15 protein-coding genes and 1 pseudogene are annotated in these 15,831 nt (G+C 59.6%); 7 read left to right on the forward strand and 9 right to left on the reverse strand.

The genetic code is table 11. From position 1 onward, the window contains the following. The first annotated feature begins 3 nt into the window (after positions 1 to 3). Positions 4 to 873 carry a TauD/TfdA dioxygenase family protein gene (locus BLR16_RS18275; RefSeq protein WP_003371417.1) on the forward strand — a complete coding sequence of 290 codons (870 nt, stop codon included), beginning with the start codon at positions 4 to 6 and terminating at the stop codon, positions 871 to 873. A 42-nt stretch (positions 874 to 915) separates the two neighbouring features. Here the strand turns inward: BLR16_RS18275 and BLR16_RS18280 are convergent, their stop codons facing one another. Further along, entirely contained in the window at positions 916 to 1,431 is a 516-nt protein-coding gene (locus BLR16_RS18280; RefSeq protein ID WP_003371419.1) for a GNAT family N-acetyltransferase, read from the reverse strand. Positions 1,432 to 1,585: 154 nt separating this feature from the next. Here BLR16_RS18280 and BLR16_RS18285 point away from each other — a divergent pair, with 154 nt between their 5' ends. From BLR16_RS18285 to BLR16_RS29335, 3 genes and pseudogenes are all read left to right on the forward strand, one after another. Then, positions 1,586 to 2,713 carry a saccharopine dehydrogenase family protein gene (locus BLR16_RS18285; RefSeq protein ID WP_092194469.1) on the forward strand — a complete coding sequence of 376 codons (1,128 nt, stop codon included), beginning with the start codon at positions 1,586 to 1,588 and terminating at the stop codon, positions 2,711 to 2,713. A 397-nt stretch (positions 2,714 to 3,110) separates the two neighbouring features. Next, positions 3,111 to 4,004, forward strand: a pseudogene (locus tag BLR16_RS29330) (methyl-accepting chemotaxis protein); the annotation flags it as partial. Between the two features lie 201 nt (positions 4,005 to 4,205). After that, entirely contained in the window at positions 4,206 to 4,910 is a 705-nt protein-coding gene (locus BLR16_RS29335) for a methyl-accepting chemotaxis protein (RefSeq protein ID WP_371124565.1), read from the forward strand. 206 nt (positions 4,911 to 5,116) lie between these two features. On the opposite strand, the gene BLR16_RS18295 is transcribed toward BLR16_RS29335, so the two are convergent. Further along, entirely contained in the window at positions 5,117 to 6,049 is a 933-nt protein-coding gene (locus tag BLR16_RS18295; RefSeq protein WP_003371426.1) for a DMT family transporter, read from the reverse strand. Between the two features lie 74 nt (positions 6,050 to 6,123). Between BLR16_RS18295 and BLR16_RS18300 the strand changes: the two genes are divergently transcribed. Beyond that, positions 6,124 to 6,978, forward strand: coding sequence for a LysR family transcriptional regulator (locus BLR16_RS18300; protein ID WP_074807984.1), 855 nt, complete (start codon positions 6,124 to 6,126; stop codon positions 6,976 to 6,978). A gap of 51 nt (positions 6,979 to 7,029) precedes the next feature. Here the strand turns inward: BLR16_RS18300 and BLR16_RS18305 are convergent, their stop codons facing one another. Next, positions 7,030 to 8,046, reverse strand: a complete 1,017-nt coding sequence (locus tag BLR16_RS18305; RefSeq protein WP_002552793.1) for a 1-aminocyclopropane-1-carboxylate deaminase — start codon at positions 8,044 to 8,046, stop codon at positions 7,030 to 7,032. 186 nt (positions 8,047 to 8,232) lie between these two features. On the opposite strand from BLR16_RS18305, the gene BLR16_RS18310 reads away from it, so the two are divergent. After that, a complete protein-coding gene (locus BLR16_RS18310) occupies positions 8,233 to 8,739 on the forward strand; it encodes an Lrp/AsnC family transcriptional regulator (RefSeq protein WP_058397692.1) in 507 nt (168 codons plus the stop codon). A gap of 147 nt (positions 8,740 to 8,886) precedes the next feature. Beyond that, a complete protein-coding gene (locus tag BLR16_RS18315; RefSeq protein WP_060708848.1) occupies positions 8,887 to 9,795 on the forward strand; it encodes a DUF808 domain-containing protein in 909 nt (302 codons plus the stop codon). Positions 9,796 to 9,988: 193 nt separating this feature from the next. Here BLR16_RS18315 and BLR16_RS18320 read toward each other — a convergent pair whose 3' ends face one another. The 6 genes from BLR16_RS18320 to puuE all read right to left on the reverse strand — a co-directional run bounded on the left by BLR16_RS18320 (position 9,989) and on the right by puuE (position 15,653). Then, on the reverse strand, positions 9,989 to 10,774 hold the full coding sequence (locus tag BLR16_RS18320) for an outer membrane protein OmpK (RefSeq protein WP_074807987.1): 786 nt from the start codon (positions 10,772 to 10,774) through the stop codon (positions 9,989 to 9,991). 366 nt (positions 10,775 to 11,140) lie between these two features. After that, on the reverse strand, positions 11,141 to 12,433 hold the full coding sequence (locus BLR16_RS18325; protein ID WP_004413965.1) for a urate hydroxylase PuuD: 1,293 nt from the start codon (positions 12,431 to 12,433) through the stop codon (positions 11,141 to 11,143). 5 nt (positions 12,434 to 12,438) lie between these two features. Beyond that, positions 12,439 to 12,951, reverse strand: a complete 513-nt coding sequence (locus tag BLR16_RS18330; protein ID WP_003371439.1) for an ureidoglycolate lyase — start codon at positions 12,949 to 12,951, stop codon at positions 12,439 to 12,441. A 223-nt stretch (positions 12,952 to 13,174) separates the two neighbouring features. Continuing rightward, complete coding sequence (gene alc / locus BLR16_RS18335) at positions 13,175 to 14,170, reverse strand: allantoicase (protein ID WP_003371441.1); 996 nt, start codon at positions 14,168 to 14,170, stop codon at positions 13,175 to 13,177. Positions 14,171 to 14,211: 41 nt separating this feature from the next. Next, entirely contained in the window at positions 14,212 to 14,727 is a 516-nt protein-coding gene (gene uraD, locus BLR16_RS18340; RefSeq protein ID WP_002552800.1) for a 2-oxo-4-hydroxy-4-carboxy-5-ureidoimidazoline decarboxylase, read from the reverse strand. Next, positions 14,724 to 15,653, reverse strand: a complete 930-nt coding sequence (puuE, locus tag BLR16_RS18345; protein WP_060708850.1) for an allantoinase PuuE — start codon at positions 15,651 to 15,653, stop codon at positions 14,724 to 14,726. The genes uraD and puuE overlap by 4 nt, the downstream gene beginning before the upstream one ends. Between the last annotated feature and the right edge of the window lie 178 nt (positions 15,654 to 15,831).

The following is a 15,831-nucleotide window of genomic DNA, read 5'->3' on the forward strand; positions in this document are numbered from 1 at the left end:
ATCATGGATCAAATGGCACTCAAGGCCATAGAAGGCATCGCAGGCGCCGTGCGTGCGCCGTATCAGAGCATCACGGTCGACCGCCTGACACCGATCATCGGTGCCGAGGTCAGCGGTGTCGATCTGTCGCAGCCACCCAGTGCGGAGCAGTTGACAGAAATTCGCCGGGCCTTTCTGGAAAATCATGTGCTGGTGTTTCGCGATCAGCACCTGACGGTCGAACAGCACAAGGCGTTCGGTCGACTGTTTGGTCCGTTGCGCGCCTTGCCGGTGGACAGCATCGATGGCGATGACCCGGAACTGGTCGTGGTGCGCGCCAACGCGCAATCGCGTTTCGCTGCGGGCGAGCTATGGCACACCGACGGCACCGCTGATCTGGAGCCGTCGATGGGCTCGATGCTGTACGTCAAGGAAACCCCCGCCATCGGCACCGGCGGCGACACACTGTTTGCCAACATGCACCTGGCCATTGAAATGCTCTCGCCGGCGATGCAGCAGTTTCTCGGCGGGCTGACAGCCATTCACGATGGCGAGATTCCGTGGAAAGGCTATCAGCCGCCCGCCAACCTTCCGAAAAGCGAACACCCGGTGGTGGTTCGCCACCCTGAAACCGGGCGCCGCAGCCTATTCGTGAATTCCGGGTTCACCTCGCATATCGTGCAACTCTCGCCCGGCGAGAGCCGCACCGTGCTGAATATGCTGTTCGATCTGATCGCCCGCGAACCCTGCCTCAGTTGCCGCGTGCGCTGGGAACCGAACACGCTGGTGTTCTGGGATAACCGCTGCACCCAGCATCACGCGGTGTGGGATTACTTCCCGCACTCGCGCTATGGCGAGCGAGTGACGATTCTCGGAGGGCGGCCCCAGGCCTGAAGGTGTTTGCGATTGACCGGCGAACGCCGGTCAGTTGCTTCATCAGCGCAGTGGCAGGTGGTATATCAGGTCGTCGAACCACTGATCGCCGATTTGATAGGCCTGCGGGACACGGCGCTCGAAGGTAAAGCCGCATTTCTCCAGAACCTTGCAGGAAGCGATGTTGCCGTCGGTCACGGTCGATTCCAGTGAATCCAGGCCGATGGCAGTTGCGTAGTCGATGATTGCGCGGCGTGACTCGGTGCCGAAGCCCTTGCCTTGATGTTCCGGCAGTAACAGACAGCCCACTTCGGCATGACCCGGCGACAGGATGCGAAAGCCGCTGACCCCCAGCTCTGCATCGTTTTGTGTGTCTGTGACCACTAGGCACAGCCAGTGATCGGACTCCGGCGTCCAGTCGGGGAGGCGATGATCGAAGCCTTTGCGGATCTGCGCTTCTTCGATTTCTCCGAATACGTAGCGCATGGTCTCGGGCTCGGAGTGCAGCCTGAAAAACAGCGGCCAGTCGCTGGCGAGCAGGGTCCGCAGATAAAGTCGTTCGGTGTGTAGTTCCAGCATCCGTTGCTCCCGGGACAATCAAAAAAGGCACAGGGTTTTGTACCCGGCCTGCGGCCAATGATCAATAATGCACGCGCATTTCATTGCCATTGCTCACGGCAATCGTGGCGCAACGAGGCAGGGTCACATCCTTCTGCAGGTCAGGGACGAGTCAATGGCATTTCGCGTATTGGTCATCGGCGGCTACGGCAACTTCGGCAGCCTTATCTGCAATCATCTGGCGATGATGCCGGACATCGAACTGGTCATCTCCGGTCGCGACCCGCGCAAGCTGGCGGAAAAGGTTGCCGCACTGCAAACACTGGCTGGCAGATTCTGCGAGAGCTGGTGCGTGGACATCATGCAGGACGGCGCGGGCAGTGAGCTGGGTGAATTGGGCATTGATCTGCTTATCCACACGGCGGGGCCTTTTCAGGGGCAGTCGTATGCCGTGGCCCGGCATTGCATCGAGGCGGGTGTAAATTATTGCGACCTGGCGGATTGCCGGGCGTTTGTCGCCGGTATCGCCAGCCTCGATGCCCAGGCGCGTGAGGCAGGTGTCAGCGTGTTGAGCGGTTGCAGCTCGGTGCCGACGCTTTCGGCGGCCATCATCGATCAGCATCGCCAGCGTTTTCTGCGCATCGATTCGATAGAGCATGGCATCTCCTCGGCAGCGAAAATGCCCGGTCTGTCGACCGTGCGTGGCGTACTGGCCAATGCCGGGCGGCCGATCAGGCAACTGCGCAACGGCAAGGTCCACGAAGTCCATGGCTGGATGGACCTGACCCTGCGCCGGATGCCCGGCATGGGCACACGGCTGGTGGCCAATGTCGACGTCCCGGACCTGGATGTATTCGCGACACGTTATGCCGCGCAGCATCTGAGCTTCAAGGCCGGCTCCGCGCTCAAGGCCGGCGGCATCGCGACCTGGCTGCTGGCGCTGGCGATTCGCTGTGGGCTGCTGCGCGATCCTGCGTCGTGGGCCGAGCGCCTGTACCGTTGGGGCGCGCGCTTTGAACAGTGGGGTGATCGAAAGAGCGCGATGTACATCGATGTCGATGGCGTCGACCTCACCGGCCAGCCGTTGCACATGCGTGCGCAATTGACTGCACTGAACGAAAAGGGCCCGGAGATCCCCGGCAGTGCTGCCGTCGCGCTGAGCAGCAAAATGGCCGGTGGCTATCGCCCACAACCGGGCGCACGGGCCTGCGTCGGAGAAATCACCGTAGACGAGTACCTGGCAGCGATCAACGAGCCGGAAAACATCCGGCTGGATGTTCATTTCACCGACCGCAACGTCTGACGCTGTTGCCAATCTCCGATGGCTCCGTACAGGCGAAGATCAAGGCAGTTTCATTGCGTGATCTTCCGGTTTCGCGCGGTGCCAATCATCGGAAAAATTCTGCTCAGGCGATTTAAATAAATATTCATCATCGCGCGCCGGCCCCGTAATTCATGGGCTTCAGGGTGCCTTCGATTGGCGCGTGCGTGATTCCGATAACGTTAACTATCAAGTTAAATCTTTCAGCGCCGACTCACGGGTATTCCGAAAAATCAAAGGCACACATGCAATGAGCGCAAAATGGTTGGACAATCTGAAAGTCAGCAAGAAGCTCGGGGTGGGCTTTGCCGCTATTTTGCTCGGAGTACTGACCGTCACCGTCATTGGCTACTCCAGCACCAACCTGCTGATCGAGCGCATGGGCAAAAGCAGCAAGGTCGCCGAGATCAAGGCTGACGTCCTGAATGCCCGGATTGCTGCGCAAGCCTATGCGACCGGCCCTACCGCCGCAGGTGTGCAGAATTACGCCAGCGCGCTGGATACCTTGAGCCGCAGTGTCGATCAGGGCCTGCAGGTGTTCGTGATCTCGAGCAACCTCGCCAAGCTGCGCGAGATCAAGGAGCAGGTGGGCGGTCTGAAGCAGACCTTCGACCAATTGGTCGGCATCAATCAGAAAGTCGACGAGGCGTTGAAACCGATCATCAAGGTGTCCGATGACGTCAGCGCGACCTTCGAGAATCTGCTGAACAAGACCATTGACGACACCTTGCGCTCGCCAAATGAAACCGGCATCAGGCAGGTCAAGATCGCTGGCGACCTGCGTAACGGCATGACCAATTTCCGTCTGGTGTTTCGCCGCTATCTGAGCGTTCCGAATGCCGACAACCGTCAGGCCACCTATAAGGCCGCCGACGCCCTGATCGCACAAGTGGACGCCGCTCGCAGCCAGTTGCCTGTCGAGGCAAATGCTGCAGTGGATGCCGCGCTGGTGGCGTTGAAACAATACAAGGTCCTGATGTCGTCGATTTCGGACATGCTTCAGCAGACCGAGCAGATCCGCAACGATCTGCAACAGCAATCCGTAGCGACCGCAGCCCGTGCCGATGATCTGGCAGCGCTGCAGGTCATCAGTGCCAAGAAGGAACAACAAACCGCTGTGGTGCAATTGCTGAGTGTGGCGCTGGTCGTGCTGCTGGTCGGCATCTTTGCTGCGTTCCTGATCACGCGTCAGATTACCGTGCCGTTGAACAGCACCGTAATTGCGGCGCGCCGGATTGCCGACGGTGATCTGACCCATGACAGCAGCACCACCCGCCAGGACGAACTGGGCCTGCTGCAGAACACCATGCAGCACATGACTGTTTCGCTGCGCGGCCTGATCGGTGGCATCGGCAACGGTGTTACGCAGATCGCCACGGCGGCCGAACAATTGTCTGCCGTCAGCGAGCAGACCAGCGCGGGTGTCACCCTGCAGAAAAACGAAGTCGATCAGGTCGCCACTGCCATGAACGAAATGGCCTCTACCGTACAGGAAGTGGCGCGCAACACCGAAGACGCTTCGCAAGCCGCCAAACAGGCCAGCGAGCGCGCTGCTCACGGTAGCAGTGTGGTGCAGCATGCTACGCGCGAAATCGGGCAATTGGCCGGTGAAGTGCAGCAATTGGGTGAAGCCATGCAGCGTCTGACCGAAGACAGCGGCAAGATCGGCAGCGTGATTGACGTGATCAAGGCGGTCGCCGAGCAAACCAACCTGCTGGCGCTCAACGCAGCCATCGAGGCCGCAAGGGCAGGCGAGCAGGGTCGCGGTTTTGCCGTGGTGGCTGACGAAGTTCGCTCGCTGGCTCAGCGTACGCAGAACTCCACAACCGAAATCGAAGCGCTGATCCAGGCGTTGCAAAAAGGTACAGGCGCCGCCTCGGGCCTGATGGACGCCAGCCTGCAGCGCACTGAAGGCACCGTGGTGCTGGCTCGTCAGGCCGAACAGGCGCTGGTGGAAATCAACCAGTCCATCGGCACCATCGAACAGATGAGTCAGCAGATTTCCGCCGCGGCCGAGCAACAGAGCGCCGTGACCGAAGAAATCAACCGCAGCGTACTCAGCGTTCGCGACATTGCCGATCAGTCCGCTTCTGCCACTGAGCAAAGTGCTGCGTCGACTGTCGAGCTGGCCCGTCTGGGCAGCGATTTGCAGAGCATGGTCGCGCGTTTCAAGATTTAACCTGCGCCAGGCTCTGTACGAAAAGTCGGCGAGCGAAGGTCAGGCGAGGCAAAAACAGGCGAGGAACGGCCGGGGTCGCGTTCGACTCTACGTGTTGTAAATGAGCATTCCGATTGGACTCGCCTCCGAGCCTGTTTTTAACGAAGCATCACCGAGCGCAGCCACTTTTCGTACAGAGCCTAAGCAAAGTCGGCCTCCTGACCCCATCAGGAGGCCGACTGCCGTTGTTCCGCCCGCACCACCATCCACACGCCGATACCTGACACCGCCATGCCTGACGCCATCTGCCAGGACAGCGGTTCGTCGAACATTGCCCAGGCCCAGAGCATCGTCACCGGTGGGCTGAGGTACAGCACGCTGGCGACGCGGGTCGCCGTCGCGCGGCGCAGACACACCCAATACAGTCCGTACCCGCCCAGGGTTGCCAGCCCCACCGTCCATAGCACGCTCAGCGCAAAGCCGGTACTGGCTACAGGCGCCAGGCTGCCCTGTGTGCCCTGAATAATCGCGAAGGCCATGCTGGAAACAGCGCATTGCAGCCACAGGTTAGGCAGCAGTGCCATAGGCTGTGCGGTGCTGGACTGTTTCTGCCACAGCGTCGCGATGGCCAGTGACAACATGCCCAGCAGCGGCAGGCCGTAGGCCCACAACGGTGCGTCACCTACCGCCAGCGCGCTGTAGGTCACCAGCACTACACCGATCAGCCCGACCAACAGTCCCGCCCAGATTTGCCAGGCCAGCCGTTGTCCGAGCACCACTGCCGCCAGGAGCGCCATGCCCATGGGCAACAAATCGGCAAACAGTGCGGCGAGTCCGGCGGGCACGCCCAGCGCAATGCCCTGCGTGACACCGGCGACGTAGCCGGCCATGGCCAGCAGGCCGATACCTGCGTTTTTCAGCAGCGTGGCCGGCGCGATCGATCTCAGTTGCCTGGCGACAAAAGGCAGCAGGATCAGGGTGACCACCACACAGCGCCAGAACACCACCAGCAGCGGCGGCGCATGTTCCAGCGAAAAGCGTGCGCCGACGAAGCCCGAACTCCAGGTCAGAACCAGCGCAGCTTCAAGCAGGGGCAAGGGAATGGCCTGGTGCCAGGCAGGCCGCGAGACGCTCGGAGCAATCGACAGGTATGGGTTCATGGACGCAGGTTACGAAAACGGCGTAGTCTAATAAATCAAAATTAAATGCATGACTTATTCAGGAAATCTGAATCATGACGGCCATTCTCGACATCGAACTGGTGCGCACCTTCCATGCGGTGGCGCGGATAGGAAAGTTTTCGGCGGCTGCCGAACAACTTCATAAAAGCCCGGCAGCAGTAAGTGTGCATATCCAGCGCCTCGAGGCCGTAGCGGGCGGGCGCTTGCTCAACCGTGACAACCAGGCGGTGTCGCTGACGCCACTGGGCAAGCGCCTGCTGTTGTCGACGACAGAGTTGCTGTCCACGCATGACCGGGTGCTGGCGGATCTGCAAGGTACTCATCTGGCCGGACGCATCACGCTGGGGGTTCCGGATGAGTACGCCGTGCATGTCATTCGCGACATCCTGCCAGTGTTCGCGGCCGCGTGGCCCAATGTCGTGCTGGAGTTGAAATCCGCACCCAGCTACGCCCTGCGCGAGCAGGTTGCGCGCGGCAAGTTGCAGACAGCAGTGATCGCGCAACCCAAAGGGCAGCTGAGTGCTGATACGCAGTTTCTGGTATCGACCAAGCCGGTCTGGGTCGGGCCGGCCAGTGCCGCACTGGGATCTGCGGACCCGTTGCCGCTGGCGATTCACGCAGCGCAATGTCCTTATCGTGAAGCCATGCTGGCCTCACTCAAAGACAACGGCCGCAAAACCCGTGTAGTTCTCGAAAGCCCGTCCAACCAGGCGATCAAAGCCTGTGTGGAAACGGGTCTGGCGATCAGCCTCATCGATCGGAGCGGGGTCACGGAAGCCATGCAGATTCTTGATGACCTGCCTGAAATACCCGAGCACGAAATCGTCTTCCTGCGCTCGCTGTCGTCGCAGAACGACGAGGCGGTGAGCCTGCTGGCGCAGGCGCTACAGAAGTATTTTCGGGTTTAGCCGGGAACACTGCAGCCGAAGTGTGTTATCGACTGCAGGAACGCTTTCGGCTCAACCGTCCTTGAACAGAAAGCTGTAGGCATTCAACGCCGGCACGCCGCCCAGGTGGGCGTAGAGCACTTTCGAGCCTTCGGGGAATTCGCCGTTGCGCACCATGTCGATCATGCCGTGCATGGATTTGCCTTCGTAGACCGGGTCGGTCAATACGCCCTCCAGGCGGGCGCAGAGGCGGATGGCTTCGAGGGTGCCATCGTTCGGCAGGCCGTATTCCGGGTAGGCATAGCGGGTGTCGAGCACCACGTCTTCGGCGGTGATTTCGCGGCCCAGCTCCACCAGTTTTGCGGTGTTCTGAGCGATACGCAGAACCTGCGCGCGGGTCTTTTCCGGTTTGGCCGACGCGTCGATACCGATCACACGCTGTGCCCGGCCATCGGCAGCGAATCCCACCAGCATGCCTGCGTGAGTACTGCCGGTTACCGAGCAGACCACGATGTAGTCGAACTTGAAGCCCAGTTCTTCTTCCTGCTGGCGCACTTCATCGGCAAAACGCACGAACCCCAGGCCGCCATAAGGGTGCTCCGAGCAGCCCGCTGGAATCGGAAACGGTTTGCCGCCGCTTTCCTCGACGTCGGCCATGGCCTTTTCCCAGCTCGGGCGAATGCCGATATCGAAGCCTGCCGAATCCAGGCGCACATCGGCGCCCATGATGCGCGACATCTCGATATTGCCGACCCGGTCGTACAACGCGTCGGAATAGTTGACCCAATTCTCCTGAACCAGCACGCACTTCATGCCCAGATGCGCCGCGACGGCTGCCACCTGACGGGTCTGGTTGGACTGGATGCCACCGATCGACACCAATGTGTCGTAGCCGCCGTCGATGGCTTCCGGCACCAGGTATTCCAGTTTGCGGGTCTTGTTGCCGCCGAAGGCCAGACCGCTGTTGCAATCCTCGCGCTTGGCATACAGCTCGACCTTGCCGCCCAGATGCTCACTCAAGCGTTTCAGTGGGGTAATGGGCGAGGGGCCGAAGGTCAGAGGGTAGCGCTTGAACTTGCTCAGGTTCATATCGGGTCTCCGTTGATAAGTTGATCCGGGCATTGAAGGTGGAACTCGATGTGTTTATCGAGCGGCCCGGCATGGCTCCCATCATAGGAAAACTGCGAATAATCGTGGTTGCAAAGAATTGTCTATCTACAAAATAAGCGTTAGCCTGAACACATCTAAACAGACTTTTATTGTGTGAATTTCATTATGAAAGCAATAAATGAACGCACTAAAAAGTCCGGTGCTGACATGACGCCGCTGCTGGACAGGATTGACCGCGCCATCCTCAAGACCCTGCAACGTGACGCGTCCATTTCCAATGTGGCACTTGCCGAGAAGGTCAAACTGAGTCCGCCTGCGTGCCTGCGGCGCGTCGAGCGGCTGAAAGAGGCGGGCGTGATCAAGGGCGTGGTGGCGTTGCTCAATGGCGATGTTCTGGACGCAGGCATGGTGGTGCTGATCGGTGTCGTACTGGACCGCTCGACACCGGATTCATTTGCTCAATTCGAAGCCGCCGCGCAGAAGGTTTCCGGCTGTATGGAGTTTCATGTCGTCACCGGCGAGTTCGACTACTTCATGTTGCTGCGCACCAGGGACAGTCAGAGCTTCAACCGCCTGCACGCCGAACAGTTACTGTACTTGCCCGGTGTCAGACAGATCCGTTCGTTCATGGGGCTGCGTCAGGTCGTTTCCACGACACAGTTGCCCATTTGACGGGTTTCGGCGTGGCCTGTTTGCTGCATGCAGCGTCAAACGTTCACGTCTGACCAAGGTCAGAGTTGCTGACTGCCACACGATTGACTCTGGCGCATGCTTCAATCAGCGCCGTTTCCTTTTTTTACTTGCTCAAGGATTTTCATTTTGGCCGCTGGAAGCTTGCTTACCCTGCTTGACGATATTGCGACGTTGCTCGATGACGTGGCGCTGGCCACTAAGAAGACGGCGGGTGTGCTGGGTGATGATCTGGCGCTCAATGCCCAGCAGGTCACCGGTGTTTCAGCGGATCGCGAATTGCCGGTTGTCTGGGCCGTGGCCAAGGGGTCGCTGCTCAACAAGGCCATTCTGGTTCCGGCAGCGCTGTTGATCAGCGCCTTCGCACCCTGGGCGATTCTGCCGTTGCTGATGATCGGCGGTGCGTTTCTGTGCTTCGAGGGGTTCGAGAAAATCGCCCATAAATGGCTGCATCCCGAAACCGGTGAAGAGCATGAGCAGCGCAAGCAGGCGTCGACGGATGCGTCCGTGGACATGGTGGCGTTCGAAAAGGAGCGCGTAAAAGGCGCGATTCGCACGGACTTCATTCTTTCCGCGGAAATCATCGTGCTCGCGCTGGGCGTGGTCTCGGCCAGACCCTTCATGGATCAGGTCGGTGTGCTGGTCATCGTCGCAGTGCTGATTACCGTGGGGGTCTACGGGCTGGTGGCCGGTATCGTCAAACTCGACGACCTGGGCCTGTACCTGAAGAAAAGCGCAGCTTCGGTGTCACAAAAGATCGGTGCCGGCCTGCTGTGGCTGGCACCGGTGTTGATGAAAGTGCTGTCGATCGTCGGTACTGCCGCCATGTTCATGGTCGGCGGCGGGATCCTGGTCCACGGTCTGCCGTTCGCTCATCATTGGGTCGAAGGCGTGACTGAAGCGGCAGCCGGTACGGTTGGCGGTCTGTCGATGATCGTTCCGACGCTGATCGATGCTGTTGCCGGGATCATTGCCGGTGCCGTGCTGGTGCTGGTCGTGACGCTGGTTGGCAAGGTCTGGAAAGCTACGAAGGAGTGAGTGGAGCCGGTCATCCACACTTCTGATCCAGGGCCGTGGGCGCGAGCCGGGTGACGCTTGGCTTGCTTGCGAAGGGGCTGGTACAGCCAACCGAAGGGTGTCTGAAACACCGCCTTCGCGAGCAAGCTCGCTCCCCAGAGACCTATGTAACGTAGAGCTTGGGAGTGAGCGTCATCACCGTCAAACAACGTGCTTAGAAGAACACCTTCACCAGCAAACTCGCGGTGTTCTGATCGGTGTCGAAGGAGCTGGTGTCCTTGATGCCGTATTTGTTGGTCCAGTAGTCGTACTCAATACCCACGTAGAGCTGCCGCTCCGGATAATTCAGTGCCTTGCCCAGGTCATACTTGATCTGCGGGTTGAAGTGCAGGTTGGAGTGGTAAGTGCCACGCGAGGTTTTGTCGTTGTCGACCACCCAGTCCATGAAGCCGTCGATCAGCACATCCGATTTGCCCACCGGGATGGTGTAGGACCACACCGGAGTGATCTGCCACACGCCGTCGCCCGGGCGATTGCCTTCGGTCTGGCGCTTGTAGAAGTTAAGCTGGAAGTAGTCGAAACCCGGTATCTTCAGGTCGAACGCCGGACCGATCAGGTACGACTCGTTATCGCCTTCACCGAACTCGTAAGTTGCGGCAATCAGCACATCGCTGATCGGCCCGAACTCGAACTTCTGGCCGAAGATCTTGCCCAGCGACAGGCGTGGCGAGAACTCGCCGTAATAGGTGTTATCGCCAGCGGTTGCGTCTTTCTTGCCGTTGTAGAAGATCTTGTCGACGAAGAAGAAGTTGTCGCCGTACTTCCAGCTGTCCGCGTGCTCAAAGGTAAAGGTCTGCTGATTTTCCGGGTTGACAGCAAAGTCTCGTCCATTGAGATAGGTCAGGCTATTACTCTGCCACTGGAAGATATCCCCTGCCATGGCGGGTGCGGCAGCCAGCAGACTGCTGGCCAGTAATGCACTGGAAATCATACGGTTCATGCGGTGAGCCCCTTGATGTAGATCGTGATTTTTTTCGGACTGGCGCTCTATGCGTGACGCCTTGTCGGTGGTTGCAATAATTTGTCTGTCTGGTCAGCTTTGTGTTGTTAGCAAGAGCTGCGCCAATCAGTGAAAAAAAGTTTAAGTAACCCTTCAAACCGATATCGAAGTGTCGATTTCAGGTCTTTTTTTCCAATGCACAGCGTTCTGCGTGCCGTTCAGCCAGTGGGCCGCCCGGTCGGGTTCAGTTAGCGGGAAAGTGGTGGGCGGGTTGGCAGCGGCGGCGGAGGATACTGACTCGCGTCGCCGTGCTCAAGTGCTCCAGAGCAGGGCGTCTGGAGCGAAAACAGGGCAATGCCCGTTGCTTCAGTTGATGTGCGCGCCCTGATCGATCCAGGCGCCTACCAGATCACGTTCCTGCTGGGTCATCTGGGTAATATTGCCCAGCGGCATGATCGGCGCGGTGATCGCCTGCGCCTTGATACGCGGCGCCTGTTGCTGGATCTGCTCAGGCGTATCGAACATCACGCCGGCCGGAGCGACGCTGAACAACTGGCTGGTAGGCGTGGCCGAGTGACAGACCGAGCAACGTTGCCGAATGACGTCGTGCACCGTGTTGAAGTCTGCACCTGCCACCTTGGCAGGTTCGGGCTGGGCAGACGCTGCCTGGGCAGGCGCAGCGGCGGGTTGCGCAGGTTGCTCATCAGCCCGATGACCGCCGACCGCTGTACCGGGCAGTGGCTGATAGACGATCCTGGCCGGTGGTTGCGCAGGGCCGGTGACATACGCCAGGCACAGCATGCCCAGCGCCGCGACCGGCAGGGTCCAGGCGAAGCGGTGGCTGTTGTGCCGCGTATTGAAGTAATGGCGGACCAGCACGGCCAGCAGCGCGATGCCTGCGAGAATCAGCCAGTTGTACTCACTGCCGTAAGTGCTTGGAAAGTGATTGCTGATCATGATGAACAGCACAGGCAGAGTGAAGTAGTTGTTGTGCCGTGAACGTAACAGGCCCTTTGCCGGCAGGCTTGGGTCCGGCGTACGGTTCTCGGCAATGGCGGCTACCAGCGCGCGCTGGGCCGGCATGATGATGCGGAACACGTTGCCGACCATGATGGTGCCCATGATCGCGCCCACATGCAGATAGGCACCGCGACCGCTGAACACTTTGCTGAACCCGTATGCCGCCGCGACCAGCAGCACGAACAGGACCACGCCCAGCAGGGCAGGGCGCTTGCCCAGTGGCGAGTCACACAGAAAGCTGTAGATGAACCAGCCGACGAACAACGAACCCAGGCCGATGTGCACGCCCTCGGCACCACTCAGGCTGCTGCCCGGTGCCAGCAGGTACAGCGTCGGGTTGGCGTAGAACACCACGCACAACAGCGCGACCCCTGACAGCCAGGTCGAATAGGCTTCCCATTTGAACCAGTGCAGATTCTCCGGCATGGTCGGCGGTGCGAGCTTGTACTTCTCCAAGTGGTAGATGCCGCCGCCGTGGATCGCCCACAGATCACCCGACAGGCCTTCACGCGGGTTACTGCGGTTGAGGTTGTTCTCCAGCCAGACGAAGTAGAACGATGCGCCGATCCAGGCGACGCCGACAATCATGTGAATCCAGCGCACGCCCAGATTCAGCCATTCCATCATATGTGCCAGCACGGTGTTTACCCTTCCAGTGGGTGGGGATCGAGAACCAGCAACTGGCTCTCGGCAAAGTAATGCTCGTCGCAGTTGTTGCCTTCGCCACTGCGATCAACCACCAGGAAGTCATCCCGCTTTTCGATCGTCAGCACCGGATGGTGCCAGACGCCGCGATGGTAATTGACACCCTGCCTGCCGTTCGACACGAAGGCGCGGGTCAGCTCTGATTCAGGCACATCGCCAACCGGCGCGACCACGATCAGAAAGGGGTTGCCGAGCAACGGCACGAACGCCTGACTGCCCAGCGGATGACGCTCCAGCATGCCGATGGTCAACGGCATCGGCAGCGCTTCGGCGCGGAAGATGCTGATGATCGCCTTGTCTTCCGGCTGCGCGGTCTGCACATCAGCCAGACGATGAAAGCGCATGGTCGAGCCGTTATTGATCATGAAGTGATCGCTGCCGTCGGTTTCAATCACATCACCGAATGGCGCAAAGGCTTCCTTGGTCAGTGGCTCGATTATCAGTTTGCGCATGCGGGTTCTTCTTCAATGGTTTTGAGGGTGGGTCGTTTGCACATTCGTATTGATGACTATCGTGCCAATGCTCTGCGTTGGCATGCATTTCGTGACGCTCTGCGTCACAACTCTACGCCGCGCCACACAGACTCAAGACTGGACGCAGAGCGTCCGGAACTGCATTCCCACGCAGAGCGTGGGAACGATAGCCTGTTGCCTTCTGCTGACTTCCGACGCGTTGTTACCTGGCCACCTTGCCCAGTACTCGCAGGCGGCTCACGCCCCCGTCCGGGAATACGTTCAGGCGGATGTGGGTGATCGGGCCGATCGCCTTGATCTGCTCGGCAAACTCGTGTTCTGCGTGCATGGTCAGCTTCTGGCTGGGCAGCAACTCGCGCCAGAACAGGCTCTGGGTTTCGATCTGGCTGTCGGTGCCACCCTTGACCAGAGCGCCCTGAATCGAGCAGCTGTCCGGGTAGTTACCTTTGAAGTGCAGGGTATCGACGATGACTTTCTCGACTTCGCCCTTATGCCCGAGTGCCACAATCACCCAATCGTTGCCGGGTGTGCGGCGGCGCGCGGTTTCCCAGCCGTCGCCCATGTTCACACCGCGCCCAGGGTTGAGGATATTGCTCATGCTGCCGTAATGTTCATCGGAGCAGGCAATCGATCGGCCGCCATTGAGCGCTGCAACCAGATCGATCTGCTCGTCCTCGCTGACTTTCGACCAGTCGCGATGCGGCACACCGTACACGCGCAGACGCGCGACGCCGCCATCCGGGTAGATGTTGAAGCGCAGGTGGCTGAACGCCTGATCGTTGCTGATCTCGTGGTAATGATGGCTGTTGCCTTGCAGCTCCACAGACGGCAGCACTTCGGTCCATGCAGTGTTTTCATCGGGCTCGCCCGACGCCAGGAAGCACGCCTCCAGCGACGCGGAAGGCGGGAAGTTGCCGGTGAAAAACGAGGTGTCGATGTCCACACCCTTGATGGTTCCTGCCACACCGAGGCGAATCACTGCGCTGTCGTACCCTTCGAAACGCTTGCGGCGCGACTCCCAGCCGTCCATCCACTTGCCGTTGTCGTCGAACACGCCTTCTTTCCAGACGGCCGGGGTCGGCTGGAACAGCCGGTTGGCGTCGGCGAACCAGTCATCGGTGACCGAAAGGATTTTGGTGCCCAGACGTGCGTCGGCCAGGTTCACGAACTTCTCGAACGGTGCGGCGTAAACTTTCATGCTCTTTGTCTGCCTTCTGAATACGGTTATGACTGCGACGCTCAAAGCGCCTGTAGACGAAACAGTGCGATCTTGTTGATCTCGGCCAGGGCGCAAGCAAACTCGGCCTCGGGCGAGTGGTGGATGCGTTGTTCGAACGCTGCCAGAATTTTGTGCCTGTCGCTGCCCTTGACCGCCATGATGAACGGAAAGCCGAAGCGGGCCTTGTAAGCCTCGTTCAGCTCGGTAAAGCGCTGGAACTCCTCAGGCGTGCAGTGGTGGATACCGGCGCCGGCCTGTTCATCGGTACTGGCCTGAGTCAGCTCGCCCTGGACGGCAGCCTTGCCTGCCAGATCCGGGTGGGCATTGATCAGTGCCAGTTGTTGCTCGTGTGTGGCACCCAGCAGGATCTCGCTCATGCGTGCGTGAAGGGTCTCGACCTGATCGAGATGCGCGCCTGTGCTTTGGTCGAACGCTTGCTGCGCGACCCACGGTGAGTGTTCGTAGATATCGGCAAAGGCCGCGATGAACGCCTCCCGGCCCAGGCTTGAAGGTGTCAGTGTCTTGAACGTGCTCATTGCTCGGCCTTGCCGGTAAACGGATGTTCAGTGTGCCAGTGCCGGGCGATATCGACACGACGGGTAAACCACACCTGCTCATGGCCTTTGGCGTACTCGATGAAACGCTTGAGTGCGGCGAGGCGGGCGGGGCGGCCGATCAGGCGGCAATGCAGGCCGATGGAAAGCATCTTCGGTGCGTCTTCGCCTTCGGCATACAGCACGTCGAACGCATCCTTGAGGTACTGAAAGAACTGCTCGCCATTGTTGAAGCCCTGCACCTGGGTGAAACGCATGTCGTTGGTGTCCAGGGTGTACGGAATCACCAGATGAGGCTTACCGGTCGGGTTGTTCGGCTCCCAGTACGGCAGGTCGTCGTCGTAGGTGTCGCAATCATAGAGAAACCCGCCTTCCTCCATGACCAGGCGCCGGGTGTTGGGGCCGGTGCGCCCGGTGTACCAGCCCAACGGCCGTTCGCCGCTGATGTCGGTGAGGATCTGGATCGCCTGGCGCATGTGCTCACGCTCCTGGGCTTCGTCCATGTTCTGGTAGTCGATCCAGCGATAGCCGTGGCTGCAGATCTCATGACCTTCGGCGACCATGGCGCGGATCACCTCCGGATGACGCTGCGCGGCCATGGCCACGGCAAAAATGGTCAGGGGGATATCGAACTGCCTGAACAGCTTGAGAATGCGCCACACACCGGCGCGGCTGCCGTACTCGTACAGCGACTCCATGCTCATGTTGCGCTGGCCCTGGAGTGGCTGCGCGGCAACCATCTCGGACAGGAAGGCTTCTGATTCCTTGTCGCCATGCAGAATATTGCGCTCGCCACCTTCCTCGTAATTCAGCACGAAAGACAAGGCAATGCGCGCATTACCCGGCCAGCGTGGGTGAGGCGGGTTGTTGCCGTAACCGATCAGGTCGCGTGGGTAGTCAGCGCTCACTGCAAGCTTCCTTTTTCTACATGGGGTGCGTTGGATGCGTTAAGTCAGGTGCAATGCCAAGAGCGGTCAAGGCACTGTTGGGTCAAGATTGTATACAATTTTGTTTTCAGCTTGTAACCCTGTACGTTTCTGCACCGAAGCGTCTCGGTAAGCGTAAAACAAGCAAGAAATCTGCCTG

This window comes from Pseudomonas sp. BS3767 (genome assembly GCF_900099665.1).
GTDB classification, from domain to species: domain Bacteria; phylum Pseudomonadota; class Gammaproteobacteria; order Pseudomonadales; family Pseudomonadaceae; genus Aquipseudomonas; species Aquipseudomonas cerasi.